Below are 19980 nucleotides of genomic sequence, written 5' to 3' on the forward strand. Positions count from 1 at the left end.
AATTGTGCTTAACCAATTCTGACCTAAGATGGAGATTAGATATGATTCACTCATGTAAGAACTTAATTTGTATGCCCCACGCCATTTTTATTTGGTTAACCATTGCACTGGTCAGTTGCGCTCAGTTTGACGCGCCCCCTATCACAAAAACTGCTACAACAAAGGGTCAACCCGGAGATTATTTTGTAAAGCAAATTAGTCAGCAAAAATTGATTCACCCAAAACAGGTAGTTGCGATGTTGCAACAGTCTGATATTAAGTCTAATAAAAAACACGCTTACTTAATTAAAAACCAACAAGACGCCGCAACATTATTACTAGCCGTTAGTCGCTCACGGGATGTTAGCTAAGGCAGTCATACAACTTTCTAAAACGGCTTCTGACAAAAATGAAACGTGGATAGCCTTAGCCCTAAAGCTTTACCCTATAGATGCATACCGTATTTTAGAGCAACTATATGTTGACTCATATTTCGAAGAATCAACATTAGAATCAGCAGCACTTATTGCAGGGCTGGAGCCCAATTTAATCTTTACAGCTACCGCAACTAACGATCTAGAGTATCGGGTTGTGCCTTTGATACACTCAGCGAGTTTAACCGTTTATAACCAACAACAAGATGCAAACACTCGCTTATGGTTTAAACCTAGTACATCTAGTGAATGGTTACCAACACTAGCTTTACAATGGGAGCCAATCTTAGGGGCTTTGTCTGGCTCTATAGTTCACTTACAACCCAACACTTCCTACGATATTAAACTTGAGTATTTAGACGATACACAAGTTATTGATGAGCGTTTATACAGCTTTCAAACCCGTCCAAACTCCCCTCCTATTGACCCCGAAAAAATCTATTATTTATCTGATATTTATACTGGCGGACAACTTAACTTAACCGATTTGGGGATTGAAGGTAGCGAAGACGGGTGGGCGCTGATTATTGGTGATGGACCTGAAATTATTGCCTCAGTCGAAGACTATGCAGCCATCGATATAGGCAGCCAAAGTTATATTAAGTTTGAAAACATAATGGTTAAGGGCGGGCAAAAATATGGCATTACCGCTAAAGACGCTCACCATTTGTGGATTGATGGTTGCAACGTATCAGAATTTGGTCGAGTGGGCGAAGATATACGTAATGGAGTCGCTTATGAAACAGCTGAAAGTACTAGCCCAATCAACTACGATTCAGGCATCTACCTCAGGAAAACCGGCGTAGTGACCATAGAAAACTGTGAGGTGCATAGCCCAAATGGCAAAGCGAATAGTTGGCAATATGGCCACCCGTATGGACCAAGTGCGATGTTGTTGTGGGCCTATCACTCTACTGAAGAGTACCGAGGTCAATATATTATTCGCAATAACCGTTTTTACGGCACACCAGAGCACCGCTTTAATGATGTCATTGAAAGCCGATCTAATTTTCGACCATGGGGAGGTTTTGTTAGAGACTCAGCAATTCATAATAATTACTTAGCTTACGCCAACGATGATTTAGTCGAGTTAGACGGTGGGCAAAGTAATGTCTTGTTTTATGACAATGAATTAACCCAAGGGTTTTGCGGTATTAGTGTTGCCCCTAATATGTTTGGCCCAAGCTATATTTTTAATAATTATATTCATGATTTAGGCGATGACCGAGATAAAGAGTGGGCAGCAATAAAAATGGGAGGGTTAATAGCCCGTCCAGCTGGCATAACCAACTTATTTGAAAACCTAATTATCATTAACAATAATGGTGTTGCTAGATCAGGGGTCGAAAACGACCGTACATTTTGGCTAAATGCGCAAAATAATATCATTATCTCCAAGAAAAGAGGCGGACGTGGTATTTATGACCAAGAGTTTTATCAAGGCTCAACATTTAAAAATAATATTATTTACAACACCTATAACGGAGCGCCTTATGTAGAGGCCACTATTGATGATGATTTTTATCACCCATGGTCAGAGCAAGCAGATAAAATAAACAGTATTGTTAATTCAGACTCTACATATTACATCGAGTCCGACACTCGTTTTAATATCCCTAATTTTTCAAGTTCCACCTCGGTTATATTTTCTCCCGCCGCCTCTACTCAACTTTTATCTCCTGTAACAACTGACTCAATCGAACCAATTAATTTCTATGACAAATCAATCACACCATTTGATAATCAGGATAAAAATGGAGACTACTTAATTGAAGATAATGGCTACACCATAGTGTTATCTGGCAATGCTTGGAAAAGTATAGATTTACCTTACAAAGTTAACCTTAATACGGTAATTCAGTTGGATGTAAAAACCAACGGTTTGGGTGAAATTATTGGTGTGGCAATTGAAGACGACAATAAATTTACCTCAAACAAACTATTTAAGTTTGCTGGTAGACAACCAACGTCTCAAAATCAATTTAGATCTGATTTATCTGATAGCTTTAAAACGTTGACACTCCCTATCGGAAAATTTATGGCCGGAATGATAGACAGGTTAGTCTTTGTCCTAGACGAAGATAGTGCTAGAAATACACTTCCAGAAGCACAATTCAAAAATGTAAAAATATATGACAAACCAGATATTTACACAAAAACGTTACAACAGTACGGTACAGCTCCAAGCACTACAGAAGTAGACTTTTCGAGTGCTCCTATTTCGTCATTTAGCAACCAAGACAAAGATAATAATTATGTAGTTACGGGTGGTGGCGACGCGCTTACACTTTATGGTAATACATGGAAGAGTGTTAAAATTAACCATAAGATAACCCCTCAAACTTTATTGGAGTTCGAGATGAAAACTAACGGCGCGGGCGAAATTGCCGGAATGGCTTTTGAAAATGATAGTCGTTTAACCAATTCAAGATTATATAAATTAGACGGCCGGCAAAAATGTCAAAACGACTTATTCGAGTACAGTAGTCCAGGGAATTTGAAACCATCACCCTACCTATTGGCCAATTTTCAGCTGCAGATATGGATAGAATAGTATTTGTGATGGACGACGATGCCCCTTTATCTAGGTCAGCCGAAGTGACATTTAGAAATCTAAAATTCTACGAAAATCAACCAGACAAACTCCCAAAAGGCTCTACATTATCAACCATCCGGGTAGGTCTCGCTAATAATTAGGTTTATACACTTGCCATACACAACTAGGTATCAAAATCTCAGCGATTTATAGAAGCGTGACTTAGTTAGTTTGCTTGGTCACGTTTTTATTGTTTAACCTGAATGCTAGATAAGCCAGCATAAGCGAAAGCTAATAATTGCAGCATCCCCTATCGTAAAAGGCAAACTTTCTGGTCTTTGAGTCTTTTTACCGCTAATGTGTAGATAAGCAGTGTAAAGAGATAACCCCATGAAAACGTTCCAATCTATGATTACCTTGTTCAAATCTATTAGCATAATCAAATCTATTATCTTAATAATCTGGGCAACATTAATTTGCTCCCCTTAGCGCAAAGTCAAAGCCACCAAGAAATAGCGCATGATCATAGAGTCATCAACAAAATATCAGCATTAACCATTAATGCCACTCACACAGCTAACCAGAGTGACTTTGATATTGATGTTTCTGCGGGCGGTAATACCTTTACTCTATTATTAAGGCCAAATGTAAAACTCACTAAACTGCTAACTGAAAAGCAACAAAGAAATGTAACGCTATTAAAAGGCAATATAAAAGGGATACCCAACTCATGGGCGAGACTTTCGTTAAAAAGCGGGCATTATACTGGGGTATTTTACGATGGTACCGAGCTTTATTTTATCGAACCTAAAACCTCGATCAGTAAGGTCGTAAAAGGTGATTCAAGAAATTTACTGATCTTAGAAAATGACACTGAACAAGTATTATATAAAGCATCAGACGTTGAAATGAATGCCAGTTGTGCCTTAGAAATACATAATCCACAAGCAAAAACCTTCGATTATTCAGCTTTACAAGACGAACTTTCTAGCATGACCGCCTCAATAGCTGGTAGAAGCATCAATCTAAAAATTATGGCTGACACCGAATTCAACTCAGCTAATAATAACGATGCACTGTCTCGAATGTTAATTGAAATGAATGTAGTCCAGGTGGATTTTTGCAGAGCAAGTAAACGTTGAATTAGACATAACTGACACCCTTGTACTGACCGATAATGGCACACTCAATACAACCGACTCAGTTGAGCTTGTTTATAACTTACGGACAAAAGTCGCGCAAAGTATTGGCAATGAAGGCGTGACACATTTATTCACAGGCAAACGTTTAGATGGCAGCACCGTAGGCATTGCTTTTGTCAATGCCATTTGTAGCTCATACGGGGTAGGTTTATCACGAAATTACGGAAGTCAAACCGCATTAATAGTTGCCCACGAAATCGGCCATAACTTTGGTGCTCCTCACGATGCAGAATCTGGCTCTGCCTGCTCCTCTACTAATAACTCTTTTTTAATGAATCCCTATATTAATAACAGCGACCAGTTTTCTGCTTGTAGTTTAAGCCGAATAGAACAAAGTATTGCCTACGCCAATACCTGGACTGGCAACACTTGTGTTGTCGATATTGCCGAACCGGGTCCTATTCCCCCACTGTTTACCTCTACGGCCAAATTAACGGCAACAGTTGAGCTAGCTTATCAATATGACAGCGACAGCACAGTAGAAGCAAGCGGCAGCACACCACTAACCTTTAGCTTAGATTTCGCTCCAGATGGCATGACTATAGATAGTAATGGGGTTATTAGCTGGACTCCTGCAAGTACGCAAACAGGTAGTAACCCTGTTCAACTTCGCGTTAGCAATAATGCTGGCGAAGATATTCAGGTCTTTGATATCAACGTTAGCGCGGCAACTGAACAAGGCATTGTTAATTTTAATACCGCTGCCAATTTTAGTTATGGTGGATCTTGGGGGATACTGCAAATGGCACTGTGGTAATTGAAGATAATGGCGCTACCATCCATTTAACAGGCAATCGCTGGCGGGCAATCAACTTTGATTATAATGTTACCCCTAACACCATATTGGAGTTTGATTTTAAATCCACAGTAAAAGGTGAAGTCCATGGGGTTGGATTAGATAGCAACCTAATTTTAGACGACCAATCCACCTTCAATTTATTTGGTACTCAAAAACATGGGATACAAACGTTTAGATACCAAGATAATGCTGAATATCAAAGCTTTAGTATCCCCATTGGTCAGTACTATACTGGTGCAATGAGTTATCTATTCTTTGCCACAGATCATGATGTATCAACCCCTACTGCACAAAGTTATTTCAGTAATGTACGTATTTACGAAGCAGCTTTATCTGTACCTGTAATCGATTCACAACCTAATTTACAAGCTCACGTAGGCGCTAGCTATCTTTATGATGATAACAGTACTTTAGAAGTTAGTGGCACGGCCCCTTTCACTTATTCTTTCAACTATGCTCCAGATGGTATGACTATTAGTCATGAGGGTAAAATTACTTGGACACCAAGCGACTTACAGCTTGGCGATCAGCCCGTAGAAGTTGTGGTAAGCAATGCCGAAGGATCCGTTGTACAAACCTTTACGATAAACGTAGCAGAACCTTTTGCCGATAAAATCAACTTAAATAATTACGAGTTAATCAGCTATGGTGGCGACTATGGTGATACTACTAAAGGCACAGTCAATGTTTCGGGATCAGGCGAAAGTATCACCTTAATTGGCAATCGCTGGATAGCGATTGATTACCCTACTCTGTTACTGCTAACACAATTATCGAATTTGATTTTAAGAGTACCATTAAAGGCGAAATTCACGGCATTGGCCTTGATAATGATCTAACTTTAGATGGCTTATCTAGCTTTAAATTGTTTGGAACACAGAAGTTTGGATTTGAAAATTATCCGTATACAGAGATGGGCGAAACAGAACATTTTGTGATCCCTATTGGTGAATATTTAAGCGGAGAGCAACAGTATCTATTTTTTACAATGGACCATGACGTTAATTCGCCCAATGCAACTAGCATTTTCAGTAATATCATGATTTATGAAAAACCTGCTAGTGCGCCAGAAATAACCTCTACCCCAGATTTATCGGGGTTTGTAGGCATACCTTATCGGTACGACACCGATTACAGAGTTAGTGTAAATAGTCAATTACCAGTGACCTACACCCTCAATAATTCTCCAGACGGCATGACTATTGATGAAGTAGGCCAAATCTATTGGACTCCAACTCATACACAAATAGGTAGTCATGAAATATCAATTAACGTATTAAACCAGTTAGGTGCAAATAATCAGCAATTTACCATTGAAGTTACTCAACCAGCAGAAACTATTATTAACTTTAGTTCTCTTACATTTCAAAGCTATGGTGGTAGTTACGGCGATACAAGTAATGGCATAGTGGCCATTGAAGACAATGGCGCAACACTTAAACTAGAAGGTAATCGTTGGCAGGCAGCGGCATTAAATTACATTATAACGCCAAACACCACCTTAGAATTTGCTTTCAAATCAACTTCAAAAGGGGATATTCACGGAATAGGTCTAGACACGGATTTACTCATGTCAGCTGATACAACTTTCAATTTATTTGGTACTCAGCAATATGGTTTTGAAAACTATAAATATACTGGATCGGGTGAATATCAGCACTTCAGTATACCCATAGGGCAATATTACACTGGCACAATGAATTATTTCTTCTTCACTATGGATCATGATAATGAGAAACCGAGCGCTAGCAGCTACTTTAGCCGCGTCCTTTTAATTAACTAATAGAGTATCTACGGTAAAGAATGCGAGATTGGCTAATTTCTAGCAAGGCGTTGTACTCATCAAAGAGTAAGCACTATATTAACTTGCTAGTTTTCTGTGTTCTCTGAGTTGTATTTGTAGTAGAGTGCAAGTATGTGTCAAAAAAACTTACAGTTACAATTTTATAACATCAACAAAGCTCTATATATCATACACTTAAAAATTGGCACAGTTATAGCATTATATTTAGCATCATTATTTTACTAGGAAGTTTTATGAAAAAATTAGTAACCCTTTTATCACTTGGATTAATTTTAGGTTTTACTAGTGCTGCAAACGCATCACTTATAACCTCAACAGACTATTCTTCAGTAGTTACAGCACCACCAGCCAACTGGACTGCGGTTGATACTGAAAGGTTGGTTGATGGTGTTACTGCAACTTCTGGTACAGGCCGATTTGTAGGCCGTATAAATAGTGGAAGTGCATTAACTAGCACAGACTCATATTTAATATCATTAAACTTAGCCAGTTTGTTTGATATTTCTAAAGTTACTTTGTTTAATGACTATGGAGTCCAAATGACTCATTCTGTCAGCACATTAACTCTTTCAGCTCTAGATGCTTTTGGTGCGGAATTATATAGTGCTGATTTAACAGGTTTGGCGACAGGTTTTACACCATCAGAATTGTTCTCTGGCTCTATAGCAGGTGTTAGTACCCTTAATTTTAATATCACGTCTACAAACGCTGATAGCTCATTTGAAATTAGAGAGATACAAGTAGAAGGTAAAGCATCAATGCCGAGTGCGGTTGCTGTGAGCGCACCATCGGCTTTGGGTTTATTAGGTTTAGCTGCCCTTGTACTTTTTAGAATCAGAAGAAAATAATATTCTTATAAGCATAAGCTAGCTGATAGTAAAGTTTTAAAAACCTCGCCATTGGCGAGGTTTTTTTATATAACTTATGTCAATAAACATAAAAATGGCCACGAGAACTTTAGATTAAGACTATTGCATTATTACTTTCAAGATTTAAAAAACGAAAAAATAGGATCTCGTTTTTGATGGAGATTATTAAAGACCTAGTTTTTTCAATGTAACGTCGGTATTTATAAGAAAGTCAGCTGAAATAGCCAAAAAAATAGTTAATATGACTAAATAATGCAGCCGTTACCTATTTACCTCACGAAAGCATAGAAAGTGGCTGGTTAGCTATCAATGATTTCAAAACCAAATGATGCATTGCCGAACGATTAAATTGATGTGATTTTTTTAAAAGCTCGGTGTTTTATCAGAATATAGAAAAGAAGAAATAATTCTCGCGAAGGTAAGATTTAAGATTCGTATGATTTTACATGAGCTGATTTGAGAGTACCATCTGGCTCTATAAAAATCGCTTCAGCTCTAAGAGCATAACCAGTATTTTCTATAACGCTTTCTCGCGCTAAATGAATCAATTCAAGTACATCTTTAGCGCTTGCCCCGCCGTCATTGACAATAAAGTTGGCATGTAACTCAGATATTAACGCTCCACCACGCCTAACGCCTTTTAAACCAGCATCCTCAATAACTTTCCCAAGGGGCCGTAATCCTTGTACATAGCAGGATCACTAACAAACACCGAACCACAATAAGGTAACTTATTGGGAAATTTCAATCGACGTGACCGCAAAATAGAAAGCACTTCACGCTTTATCTCTTTAGGTGCTTTTAGGGTAAGCTCAAGCTCGCAGCGTACGATGGTTTCATTCTTTTGTTTGAAATACTGAGGCACGATAGGCAAATTTGCACTCAGCTTGTGAATAAACTCTCAACTGGCCCGTATCATCAATGGTTGTAACATTTGCAATATGTGAGCCAATGCCTTTACGTTGACTGCCACCGTTCATATAAATCAGGCCACCTAAGGTACCGGGTATACCGCAGATATGTTCAAGCCCACTTAAGCCTTTAGACGCCAACATTCGGGCAAAGCCAGGCACCCAAATACCACTTTCACATACCACCCTATTACCTTTAAAAGTAACATTTGATAAGGCACTACCAATCTGAATTAAAGGTATATCCAAGCCTTCATCGGAAAAAAGCAAATTACTGGTTGAGCCGACAACAAGCTTCGGAATGTTATGGGAATGAAAGAGTTGAAGTAAGGTCGACAAGCCATCAACTGATTTAGGCTCAATAACCAGTTTTGCGACGCCCCCTATTTTCCAGCGAGTAACTTCAGAGAGCAGTACATCCTCTCTGAAATTACAATCGACATCTTCAAGTAGTTTAGAAATGCTTGAAATTTTCATTTAATGTCACTGCAGGCATCACTTTTTATAGGTTGGGCTAAGCGTTGCACCAAGACTGTTCATTTTGTCTATAAATTGATCATAACCACGAGTGATTTGCCAAGCATTCTCAATTTTAGTCTCACCTTCTGCAAAAAGTCCCGCCAATGTCAGTGCAATCCCTGCTCGTAAATCGAGCGCGGTAACTGTGCTTCCTGTAAGTACATTGCCACCATTAATTTTTAACAAATTATCATCAACTGTTGAGTCTAAACCCATTTTATTCAGTTCGGTGGCATATCCATATCGCCTCAGGAAAGCGCAAGTCAACAAATTTTGATTGCCCTAAAGCTTTAGCCGCGTATACCGCAAAAATAGGCTGCATGTCAGAGTTAATTCAGGATAAGGGCCTGTACTCATTTCAAGAGGATAACATTTGGATCCTCTAACGATTAGGGAGTTATCATTGCGATACAAATTAGCCCCTGATTCACGTAGAAAAATAAGGGGTATCTCTAAATGCTGATACGGAAAATCAACTATTTCAATTTCACCGCCAGTCACTGATGCGCCAACTAACCATGTCAAGGCTTCAACGTTATCAGGAATAACAGTATGTGAGGTACCTCGTAGTGAATCCTTACCCACAATTTCAATGTGCTCTTGACCAAATACGGTGATTTCGGCTCCCATTGAATTCATCATATCAATCAAGTCTAGGATCTCTGGGCGTACATGAGGGTTCCAAATACGAGTAATGCCTTGCGCCAATGAGCCTGCTATAATCGCATTCTCAGTAGCGCCAGTAGAACGGATAGGTAAATGAATATCGGCACCAACTAATTTTCCGCCTTTGGATTCTGCACAAAGGTTTCCATCTTCTTCCCATACCCTTGCACCCAGTTTTTCAAGCAACATAATATGTAAATCATAAGCTCGGTCACCACTTCCACCGCCAATACTACAACCACCAGGTAATGGCACAGCACCAAAGCCGGTACGCGCAACAAGCCCACCTAATATAAGCAGGGTATTACGAATAGAGCGTCCATCCCAGTTGAGTTTATTAATTACGCCTGCAGGCTCTTTGACAAACAATATATCGTTTTCAACAACACATTCTTTACCCAATACTTCTAGCATATCCTTGTGCACAATGGCATCTAACAGAGTAGCAGGGTAATTATGGATGGAAATGGGCTCGTCAGTTAATAACGTAGCAGCCATCAAACGAAGCACTGAATTCTTTGCACCACTAACCTTTACTCTACCTTCCAACCTAGCTGGCTTGGCAATTAACGAATCAATCTCTGTATTGCTTCCTACTTCTAACATTTCTACTTTCCTATAACTTTATTTAAAAACCACAGTTTTAATTTACAACTAATACTCTATACATGCCTTGCAATATTCTCTCCATATGGATATACAAACAAAAATGTCTTACATATTTTTAGACTTTTTATTAGCATCAAATAGCGCTAGTAACACCCATGGACTATCCCCTAGTTCAATCAAGAAAAAATAAGTAACGTTATCATAACCAGAACCTAAGAAATATGTAGTATTTTCAGCGATTACTTCATGGCAGGCGGCGTAAACAATAATACTACTTTTAACATTTAACGAATGCACTTTCACATCTTAGGCTATAGATAATTGTGATTAGCTCGCAGGCAAGCAATATAGCCTGCACTGCCCATCTGGTAACTATATAATGGTACTCTTTCTATGTTACTAAATCATTTAACGTCTAGAAAAAGATATTTTATAATTGGTTTTTTCTGAAAGAAATTTCGAAATCAAGCCACCTGCTACACCAAGTATAATGGCAACAATAACATTTAATGATAGACGATAATCAATTGTAGTTTTTACTTTCATCTATGAGCAGCTAGCCGTTACCAGAAACTGTAACCGTTGATTTCATTTACATATATAAGTCGCATTGGGTAATAATAATCCTTTCCTAAATTTAAAGAGAATGTCTAGTATATTTAGAATGCTATGAATAACTCGCTTTATACCAGCCAGCCATCCTTCCATCTTACTAGTTGAATGTCGAACCTATAATCCCTAGCATTTGGCTGACCATATAATAACTACCGGCTTTGGATAAGTGCGCTTCATCAGCTACCATAATTTCTTTATTTCGATATATTGCACACTTAATATGGGGGCAGAATAGCTCCTGAGGCTCAAACAAATTGTCTGCTGGTATCAGTGATTTAAGCTGCTTTGCCGCTCCGGTACCGTAATCAGGTGCTAAAAAATAGTCGGTGGGCCCTTCGTCAGAAGAAGACAACCGCATGGCTAAATATTGAGGATTCTTGACTGCGTAAATTGGTACTTGATTAACTACCAATGGATTGTAACCCCGTTCTTGTAAGGTGTTAAAGGTTGATTGAACCGCCGACAAATCTGCATTTTCATCTTCAACTTTGAACGCCCATGCCCAATTACCAGCCATGATAATGTTATCAATTTGATATTCTGACAAAATATCAAATACATGCTCGTTGTTAGCGCGACATTGTGGATTACGGGGTATATCAGTATTAAACAGTGGCGAGCAGCCCGCACTTGCATATACTAAAATATTCGCCCCAATCTCACGTTGATAGTGTTTCAAGCCCTTTAACAAGTGGAACGCATGTGAGTCGCCCCACAAAAGTATAGTTTTAGATGCTCCTTCTAGCGGAAAATAACACGCATCATGCTGCCACTTATCAAAAAACTGGTCTTGCTTGATAAAACAAGCTGAATCCACATTATTTTTTCGTTCGGCTTGCGCGGCTACTATTCTGTCTTGCAAATCAGGAAAACGCTGTGGCAAGCCCTTTTGCTGCCATATGATCAAACCAACTAAAACCGCTAAACCAGTAAACCCCGCCGTTAAGGTAAAAGCGAGTTTTGGCTTAAAAGGGCTACTTTTGTGAAACCTAAAAGGCACTTCAAACCAACGCCAAGACAGCCAGCTAATTAAATAAGTAAAAATAAGTAAGGCTAATGTATCCCACCACACTAGTTCACGAATTATCCAATAACCGTAAAAAACAACAACAGGCCAATGCCATAGATACATTGAATAAGAAATCTTGCCGGTAAACTGCATAATTGGCAGCGACAAAATTCGCCCCAAGATAACATTTTGATTATTGGCCCAAATAATTAATGCCGTACCTAAACAAGATGGCACTGCTGCCCAGCCGGGAAAAAGGCTGGTTTCGTCTAATAAGAATAAGGGGGCAAGGATCATAATGATCCCTATTCCTGACAAAAATGGTGCAACCTTTTCATTGGGTAGTTTTTTACTTTTCAACAATATGGCAACTAGGGTGCCTAACAACAATTCCCAGAATCTAAAAGGTGATAAGAAAAATACAGCGCTGGTCATTGAATCGATAAAATAAACCGCGCTTATAAACGACGTAATAAAACCTAAAACAATACAGTAAACAAAACACTTAAAACTTACTTTATAACAAAGCCAAACTACAAAGGGAAAAATTAAATAAAATTGTTCTTCAACAGATAAAGACCATGTATGTAATAAAGGTTTAAGCTCTGACGGTCCGGCAAAATAGTCAGCTTTCAACCAAAAAACACGTTTGATAGATATGTAGTAGCACCTACAACGCTTTGCCCAAACTCACGGAACTCCTCAGGCATAAATAGAAAATATGCAACGAGGGTCGACACAATAATGGTTGCAAATAGCGCTGGAAATAATCGACGAACACGCTTTTCATAAAATTGTAAAAAGGTAAACTGCTTCGTCTCAACATCTTTCATTAGTATCGAAGATATTAAAAAACCAGATATAACAAAGAAAACATCAACTCCTGCATACCCGCCCGATAAGGTTGATACACCAAAATGAAATAACACCACTGCCATTACAGCTATAGCACGCAATCCATCTATATCTTGCCTATACTTCATTTTTTTCCTTAGCTAAACGCTGCTTTACCTTCATAGGCTTTTATAGAACCTGTTGCTGATAGTGCCCACCCTATCTTTTTACAACACTCACTCATATTATCCCTAAAATTCATAGACAAATATCTACACATCATATTTGTGTTTCAGCCTACTTCGATAATACTATCACTGGCGTATAAGCCAATTAGATGATAATAAAAATAACACTTGCCGTAAGCGTAATAATGAACTTGATAATCAAAGAATAATGAACCTAGTATTAATGGGTATACTACCTAACTCATTAATAGTGTCATTACACTCATCCTAATTATCATCATTAAAAATTTTGTTCACTTACTAAAAAACCTTTTATTTCAGCTATTATTTTAGGATTTAATAATAAATAACTTGCGCAGTAACTGACGCCAGCTAACACAATAGAAAATAACATAGTTAACCAATTATCATCTATAGTCACAAAATGCATACCCGCCTTCACCGAAAGCCACATAACAACAGAGGCTATAGTGCTATATGTACAACTACGAATAAATGACATATTAACGTTAGACAAAACTTTGCTCATCGCGTAAAAATTAACTGCCATTACCACAAACACCCGAATAGCTAAAGCATAGATAACAGCAATAAGCCCTAAATCACGAATAGTAAAAACCAAAAAAGCAATGCCAGTATAGAGGTGCCAATTTGTCCTTTTAAGCCCAGCTTGGTTTGCCCTTTGGCGACGAACACGCTGGGCAAAAACATAAAATACATGTTAAACGCGGTTAATATTGCAATACCCGCCAAAATATCAATAGAGGGCATCCACTTGTCATCAAATAACTCGCTAATTAATGGCCCAGCAATTAGGCTTAAGCCAACGAACATAGGCATAGTAAATAACAGAGCAATTTTAGTACTGCTGATAAAAAATGATTCTAATGACTCGCCTCTGTTATTTTTGTCTGAAAAAACAGGGTGGGCATACCCCATTAGAGCAGTAACTATGGCCCCTCGAGGCAACTCTACTAATCGATTAGCAAAATTATAAAAACCAACCGCAGCGGTACCTAAAAACGATTCAATAATGAAAATTGTACCTTTAGTAAATAAATTTAAATTTGTTGCTTTTAACGAGGCGGGTAGTCCAACATAAAACTGCTCCTTCGCCCATTTTAAATCAATAATTAAAGGCAAAGGCCGCCGTTCGAAGTACATAAGAAATATTGTTGAGACTAAGCCCATAACAGCCGACTGCGATACAACGGCAAAAGCTCCCATTCCCGAAACGGCCAAGCAAATACCAACGGCCATACCACAGACTTTGCCAAATATCGTTCTATTCGCTAATGCCTTAAACGATTTTTGCCGTCGCAAGTGTACAATATGCACTCGGGTGACGGTTTGTATGGGCAGGTACACCACAGCAATTAAACCAGCCCATAAAGCAATATCATCATCAAAATAAAGATAATAGCCACCAAATGTTATAGCCGCTATCAGAGAACTAACAATTAACAATAACCAAAAAGTGGTACCGTCATTTTCTTTGGTGATTTCTTTTAGCCTAATCATCGAACTATCAACGATGGCAATTAAGAACATGGCCCAAAACTCAATCATACTCAAGAGCAATATCCCTAACCCCAATTCAGACGGAGTAAGGTATTTGGCATAAACTACAAATGAGATGATTGACAGGCCAATCAATCCAAACTTTTCAAAAAACACCCAAAAAAGCCGATTAAGTCGTTTACTAAGTAGACTCATAAATTATCTTCAAACAAAGGGGTTAACGTAAATAGAGAGAACGGCAGTGCGGCAGAACACAAGCGTGGCATCACCACGCCAATAAACTTTTTAAGAAATGGATACCTAGCACTGTAAAGAATAGTGAGAGCAAATAGATTATATGGCAAAATGGTTCTCTTATTAAAACTAACGGTGTAACCCACTACAAAGCACAAAATTACTTATTGGCTTTAAATGACAAAAATGCTATTTGACTAGTCATTTAAAATAATTTCAGTTGCTTTATTTCAACCATTTTTCAGACCTAGGGTGACACTTCATTAGACCTACTATTACTTTATGTAATCGTTCATTCAAGGCCAATTTAGCGACCATTAACACTAGGTTATTTTTCCAATAACTATGTTCTTCAACACTAAATTTCGATAATTTATATGCTGTTTTTTGATCGTTTTGATACAGAAAACACAAGGCTTTATTACTCGTGTAGATAGCCATCGCTTTAGTGCGTTGTCTAAATAAACCTGCCTGAGTACCATATTTCTCTACCAAATCGGGTTTACCAAGTTTTTTCTCTTCGTGTATCTGCATGGCAAAATTCGACAACAACTTTTGCACAATTAATTTATCTATATTGGTGGCTATACCGTCTGCTGCAAAATAACCTCTTTGATAAAGCACTTCCGGGACCAGCGCCATATCGCAGTGTTCGGCCATTCTTAGCCATAGGTCATGATCTTGAGCAAAACGAAAGAAATGCCTGTATCCCCCAACCCGCTCATACAGAGATTTGCGATACATCACCTCACCGTGACCAAAAGGTATCGGGTTTTTGGCAAAATCCTCTATAGTCAATCGAGTCTTCTCGCTGCCTTGACGGGTTTCTAATATTTGTGTGGTGCCGTTATCAAAATTACAATTTTGATAAAAAGCACCCACAGCACCAATATCGGCATGGGCATCAAGGTATGCCGCTTGGGTACTGATTCTTTTGGGCAGCGATACATCACCTGCGCCATGAATGGCGATATACTCACCTTTTGCGTTCTCTATAGCGCAACGCATTGCACCAACAAACCCAGTATTGGTTTGATGAATAACAGTCAACCTAGGGTCGTCGAATTTTTCTAACTCTAGTTTTACATTGGGATCGGGGCTGCCATCGTTGACTACAATGACCTCAAAATCAGTCATATCTTGATTCAAAAGTGAACGGATAGACTCAGGTATTCTTGTGGATCTATTATATTGAGCGACACAGATAGAAACTTTAACGATAGGACTAATCAATTTCAAACTCCTTTTAAGCCAATAATGATGTGTATGCAATTACTTTTGTAGCACAGTAACAAAGCAGCATAACGAATATAAAAAATGTCAAACCAGTTGAGCTTGAGGAGCTATTATCCAAAGTGATATTAAATGAACTATTAAAATTCCAAAATTTATTGAAACTTTACTGTTAATTTTTTATCGGTTCCAATTATTTTAATGACGACTAAAGATGTTTGCAAACAAAAGTTAGTATGAATACGTTTATCGTTTCAAAAAGAGTTAAAAATAATAAACTTTGTGCTTTTGACAAAAAATACTTCACAGATGTGTGTAAGTAATTAAAATACAATTAATCGTCCTTTTTGGCTTTACAAAATGATTACTAATAAAAACGAATATAGAGAGTATTTAAAATCCGATAAGGCGAAAGGTTACTTTTCGACGTCACTCATAAGTTATTTATTTAGCGATACGTGGCGGTTTTTAAGGTTGCTAAGGAGACTAGAATACATCAAAAATACCAAATCCGGTCCTCATTGGAAGCTTTTCATATTAATCAATAAATATAGATTTAATAAATTAAGTAAAAGGCTTGGGTATACAATCCCAATAAACACATGTGGTCCTGGACTATGCCTACCTCACTACGGAAATATCGTGATTAACCCTAGAGTAAAAATTGGCAAGAATTGCAAGATCCATATTGGAGTTAACATTGGCGCGGCATTTAACAATTCGGAAGCTACACCTGTAATTGGTGACGACTGCTATATTGCCCCCGGAGCTAAAATTTTCGGTTCAGTAACAATTGCAAATAATGTAAAAATTGGTGCAAATGCTGTAGTCAATAAAAGTTGTGATATAGACAACGCTACGTTACTTGGTATTCCAGCTAAAATCTATCCTTCATCTTAGGCATTTATATAGATATAAATTTGCATTGGTTACAATATCAGTAACTACATCTCTTTTTACTTGACCATGAGAAGTAGGAGAAAATACCATAGCTTAAAGTGAAATAATTGTTTTAGATTTACAATTAATTTTTAGACTTAAAGTTGTTAGTAATATCAATATATAGTTTTGCCCTAATTGTTGGCAGCCCCGATTAAATATGACCAGCAAAATTAGAACTTTATATTTATTGGGAACTTTTTGATTGACGCATCTCCAAACAGGATTATCCTATTCTTAGAACAATGTGATAGTCTTTTATTTTTGATAAATAGTATTAAATAGTCAGGCGAAGAATGAAACCAAAAGAATTGATTAGCTGCATTATAACTACCTTCAATCGGCCTGATTTAGTAGGCAGTGCGATAGACAGTGTTTTATCCCAAACATATGAAAATATTGAATTGATAGTAGTCGATGACTGTTCCAAAACGTCATACGATAGCGCCATGGCTAATTATAACAATGACCCTAGGGTTACTTTTATCCGCAACGAAATTAACATGGGCCTGTCTGCTAGCAGAAACAACGGTGTTAAACACTCAAATGGTAGCTACATAGCTTTTCTTGATGATGATGATATTTGGCTACCAAACAAAATTGAATCCCAACTTAAAATATTACAGAACAACTCCTCTTATATAGCCTGTTCATCAAGTCATATAGAATCTATCTCAAAAAATATCATAAACCACGAGGTACGTGAATATAAGTTGGCTGATATTTATATAGAAAATTTAATAGGCCCTCCGAGTAAAATATTAGTCAGAAGTGAGGTGTTCAACAAAGTTAGTTTTAATGAAACGGCTAAACATGCCGAAGACTGGGATTTTTACTTAAAATTACTAGAGTACGGCATTATATATTCAATTAAAGAGCCTTTGATTATTTATAATACTGGGCATTTTGAGAGAATGAGCAATGGTTTTGCAAGCTATACTGTCGAAGAAATTCAAAAGAAAGCATACATGACTTACGTAAATAAAGACAAAATTGGTGAAGCAAATTTTAATCTAAGACTAACGAACTATTATTTTTCAAACTTCAAAAAACGGAAGAATAAACTTAGCTTTTTGATCGATGTTGTAAAAGATGTTGGATTTATGACTATGATGTCTGTGTTTACCGAGAAAACTCTCATTATTGTTAAAAGAAAAGCGACTAATATCATCAAGTAATCAATCCTCCGTTCAATTGCGTTAAACCTATACTTAAGATCGACCATATCTTAGGTTTTTAAATGACGATAAATTTTACACCCAATAAAAATAGAGGGACTATATTGTTGTACGAGTACTCTAATAGCAAAGACAAAACAATCAAAGTTATGTACTTTCCTTCCGAGTTAAGAAATGGAATAAACTAAGTTCCAATGGCGCTAGTCAAACCTTATTACATCTCCAATTGTAGCGCCAAGTTAATTATTTTAGTTTAACGTTAATAATTTACTTAGCATGTATTCGATGTTGTAAACCTCCGATATTTTTTTCGTTATTGCTGCCCTTCCCCCTTACTTTTTATTAAACTTGCTTAAAAATAAATGTTAACTTAATCACAGTTTTATTTTTACTATCTTAAGGATGAATTTTGGAAAAGAAAAAGGTTGTTTTTTTGCTCAAGGAATTAATCCTAGATGGCGGAGTGGAAAAAGTCACAGCCAACTTGGGTAAAGCATTCGAAGGTTTTGGTTTTGACGTATATTATTATGTACTTTGGGATGACGAGAAAATAGTTAAAGGTTTGTACGGTGAGAATGTAATTGTTGAGCCGCGCAACTCAGATAATAAGCTTAAAAAGACCTTCTCAGCACTGGGTAAGTTTAAAGATTTTCTAGTAGACAAAGACATCGACATAGTTATTTCAGCAAAAGAAACAGCTAACATAGTGGCGTTTTTGGCTGCTCTCAACAAGTCTAAGACATCATTCATTTTGACTAGGCACGTGGACTTTAAAGGCAGCGGCCAAAAGTTAGGTGCACTCACTCTTAAAATGATGTATGCCCTCTATTCAATGGCAAAACTTAGCATTGTGTGTGTGTCAAATGAATTGGCAAATGAAGTAAAAGCCATACCACTTGTGCGACGGAATAAAGTAAGCTTTGTAGAGAACGCAGTATTTAATCAAGAGGTCATAGAACAAGGCTTAGAGCCATTAAACGATGACAACATTCAAGGCGATTATATATGTGGCGTCGGTCGACTTAAGCACCAAAAAGGCTTTGATATATTGATGAGAGCTTACTCCATATGTATTAAAGCCAAACAAGATATACCTAAGCTAGTATTAGTAGGTGACGGCCCAGATCACGATGCATTGATCAAATTAAGAGCTGAACTCAAGCTTGAAGACAGTGTGGTGTTCGCCGGTTACACCAACAATCCCTATAAGTACATGAAAAATTCAAAATTGTTTGTGCTTTCTTCTCGCTTTGAAGGCATGCCAACGGTTCTAGTTGAAGCGATTTCTCTTGGTGTACCGATTGTTGCAACCGATTGTCCAACGGGTCCATCAGAACTCATTGGTCATATTGATGGTGTGAATTTAGTGCCAGTTGGTGATCACCAAGCACTTGCTGCTGAGATTTTAGCCAAACTTACCGCTCCCCACACCATCGATAAAAAAGCCGTTGAAGGCTATGAGTTTTCTAACGCTGCGCGTTCTTACCTCAAACTTACCGAAGAGTAAATTATGCAAATTGTATCTAATGAAATAGTAATGGATTACCTCAATCGTTTTTATTGTGGTGATGCGCCTTTAACTACTAGTATTGCTGACAGAACCTTAGCGGGTGACTTTGCTTATAAAGACCATTATACAGACTGGGACTTTTATGGCTCTGTTGATATCATTTTCACTCTTTATGTCATGGGACTATTGTACCAATACACAGATGCAAATAGCCGTGCTCAATGGGCAGAAAAAATATTGTCCTGCCAAGATGAAAACGGCTATTTCACCAAAAAAATGCTACAGCTCATGGTAAAGAACATGCTACGGCTTATGCAATATCTGGCTTAATTTTGCTATCGCGAGATGAAAACTACATTAAAAACTTACGCCCTTGCGGCGAATATGTAGC

The 19980-nt window shown here is 37.7% G+C and carries 20 protein-coding genes and 2 pseudogenes; 12 read left to right on the forward strand and 10 right to left on the reverse strand.

Going from position 1 to position 19980, the window contains the following annotated elements; translation table 11 throughout:
• Positions 1-71: 71 nt before the first annotated feature.
• The 8 genes from RS130_RS20645 to RS130_RS20680 all read left to right on the forward strand — a co-directional run bounded on the left by RS130_RS20645 (position 72) and on the right by RS130_RS20680 (position 7602).
• A complete protein-coding gene (locus tag RS130_RS20645) occupies positions 72-350 on the forward strand; it encodes a hypothetical protein (protein WP_316027488.1) in 279 nt (92 codons plus the stop codon).
• Positions 340-2967 (forward strand): right-handed parallel beta-helix repeat-containing protein, encoded by a 2628-nt coding sequence (locus tag RS130_RS20650; protein ID WP_316027489.1) that lies wholly within the window; start codon positions 340-342, stop codon positions 2965-2967. Before RS130_RS20645 ends, RS130_RS20650 begins: the two co-directional genes overlap by 11 nt.
• The gene (locus RS130_RS20655; RefSeq protein ID WP_316027490.1) at positions 2955-3110 is read left to right on the forward strand and encodes a hypothetical protein; all 156 of its coding nucleotides are present in this window, start codon (positions 2955-2957) and stop codon (positions 3108-3110) included. Before RS130_RS20650 ends, RS130_RS20655 begins: the two co-directional genes overlap by 13 nt.
• Positions 3111-3425: 315 nt before the next feature.
• Positions 3426-4091 (forward strand): reprolysin family propeptide-containing metallopeptidase, encoded by a 666-nt coding sequence (locus RS130_RS20660; RefSeq protein ID WP_316027491.1) that lies wholly within the window; start codon positions 3426-3428, stop codon positions 4089-4091.
• A 25-nt stretch (positions 4092-4116) separates the two neighbouring features.
• A complete protein-coding gene (locus RS130_RS20665) occupies positions 4117-4908 on the forward strand; it encodes a M12 family metallo-peptidase (protein WP_316028114.1) in 792 nt (263 codons plus the stop codon).
• A complete protein-coding gene (locus RS130_RS20670; RefSeq protein ID WP_316027492.1) occupies positions 4878-5789 on the forward strand; it encodes a putative Ig domain-containing protein in 912 nt (303 codons plus the stop codon). Before RS130_RS20665 ends, RS130_RS20670 begins: the two co-directional genes overlap by 31 nt.
• Positions 5790-5815: 26 nt before the next feature.
• Entirely contained in the window at positions 5816-6733 is a 918-nt protein-coding gene (locus tag RS130_RS20675; protein ID WP_316027493.1) for a putative Ig domain-containing protein, read from the forward strand.
• A 254-nt stretch (positions 6734-6987) separates the two neighbouring features.
• Positions 6988-7602, forward strand: a complete 615-nt coding sequence (locus RS130_RS20680; protein WP_316027494.1) for a hypothetical protein — start codon at positions 6988-6990, stop codon at positions 7600-7602.
• 446 nt (positions 7603-8048) lie between these two features.
• On the opposite strand, the pseudogene RS130_RS23995 reads toward RS130_RS20680, so the two are convergent.
• The 10 genes and pseudogenes from RS130_RS23995 to RS130_RS20725 form a co-directional block, all read right to left on the reverse strand.
• Positions 8049-8285, reverse strand: a pseudogene (locus RS130_RS23995) (hypothetical protein); the annotation flags it as partial.
• A gap of 174 nt (positions 8286-8459) precedes the next feature.
• The gene (locus RS130_RS20685; protein ID WP_316027495.1) at positions 8460-9011 is read right to left on the reverse strand and encodes an FAD-binding protein; all 552 of its coding nucleotides are present in this window, start codon (positions 9009-9011) and stop codon (positions 8460-8462) included.
• Between the two features lie 18 nt (positions 9012-9029).
• Positions 9030-10325: pseudogene (locus tag RS130_RS20690) on the reverse strand (UDP-N-acetylglucosamine 1-carboxyvinyltransferase).
• A 108-nt stretch (positions 10326-10433) separates the two neighbouring features.
• On the reverse strand, positions 10434-10625 hold the full coding sequence (locus RS130_RS20695) for a hypothetical protein (protein ID WP_316027496.1): 192 nt from the start codon (positions 10623-10625) through the stop codon (positions 10434-10436).
• A gap of 415 nt (positions 10626-11040) precedes the next feature.
• A complete protein-coding gene (locus RS130_RS20700; protein ID WP_316027497.1) occupies positions 11041-12588 on the reverse strand; it encodes an acyltransferase family protein in 1548 nt (515 codons plus the stop codon).
• Positions 12585-12935 carry an acyltransferase family protein gene (locus RS130_RS20705; RefSeq protein WP_316027498.1) on the reverse strand — a complete coding sequence of 117 codons (351 nt, stop codon included), beginning with the start codon at positions 12933-12935 and terminating at the stop codon, positions 12585-12587. Before RS130_RS20705 ends, RS130_RS20700 begins: the two co-directional genes overlap by 4 nt.
• A gap of 319 nt (positions 12936-13254) precedes the next feature.
• Positions 13255-13596, reverse strand: coding sequence for a hypothetical protein (locus RS130_RS20710; RefSeq protein ID WP_316027499.1), 342 nt, complete (start codon positions 13594-13596; stop codon positions 13255-13257).
• Positions 13572-14690, reverse strand: coding sequence for an oligosaccharide flippase family protein (locus tag RS130_RS20715; protein WP_316027500.1), 1119 nt, complete (start codon positions 14688-14690; stop codon positions 13572-13574). Before RS130_RS20715 ends, RS130_RS20710 begins: the two co-directional genes overlap by 25 nt.
• Complete coding sequence (locus tag RS130_RS20720; RefSeq protein ID WP_316027501.1) at positions 14687-14839, reverse strand: hypothetical protein; 153 nt, start codon at positions 14837-14839, stop codon at positions 14687-14689. Before RS130_RS20720 ends, RS130_RS20715 begins: the two co-directional genes overlap by 4 nt.
• A 115-nt stretch (positions 14840-14954) precedes the next feature.
• Entirely contained in the window at positions 14955-15962 is a 1008-nt protein-coding gene (locus tag RS130_RS20725; protein WP_316027502.1) for a glycosyltransferase family 2 protein, read from the reverse strand.
• A 642-nt stretch (positions 15963-16604) separates the two neighbouring features.
• On the opposite strand from RS130_RS20725, the gene RS130_RS20730 reads away from it, so the two are divergent.
• The 4 genes from RS130_RS20730 to RS130_RS20745 all read left to right on the forward strand — a co-directional run bounded on the left by RS130_RS20730 (position 16605) and on the right by RS130_RS20745 (position 19919).
• Entirely contained in the window at positions 16605-16862 is a 258-nt protein-coding gene (locus RS130_RS20730; RefSeq protein ID WP_316027503.1) for a hypothetical protein, read from the forward strand.
• Positions 16863-17197: 335 nt separating this feature from the next.
• A complete protein-coding gene (locus RS130_RS20735; protein ID WP_316027504.1) occupies positions 17198-18079 on the forward strand; it encodes a glycosyltransferase family 2 protein in 882 nt (293 codons plus the stop codon).
• 409 nt (positions 18080-18488) lie between these two features.
• A complete protein-coding gene (locus RS130_RS20740; protein ID WP_316027505.1) occupies positions 18489-19586 on the forward strand; it encodes a glycosyltransferase in 1098 nt (365 codons plus the stop codon).
• A 3-nt stretch (positions 19587-19589) separates the two neighbouring features.
• The gene (locus RS130_RS20745; protein ID WP_316027506.1) at positions 19590-19919 is read left to right on the forward strand and encodes a hypothetical protein; all 330 of its coding nucleotides are present in this window, start codon (positions 19590-19592) and stop codon (positions 19917-19919) included.
• Positions 19920-19980 lie beyond the last annotated feature (61 nt).

This window comes from Paraglaciecola aquimarina (genome assembly GCF_032464635.1).
Classification (GTDB): domain Bacteria; phylum Pseudomonadota; class Gammaproteobacteria; order Enterobacterales; family Alteromonadaceae; genus Paraglaciecola; species Paraglaciecola aquimarina.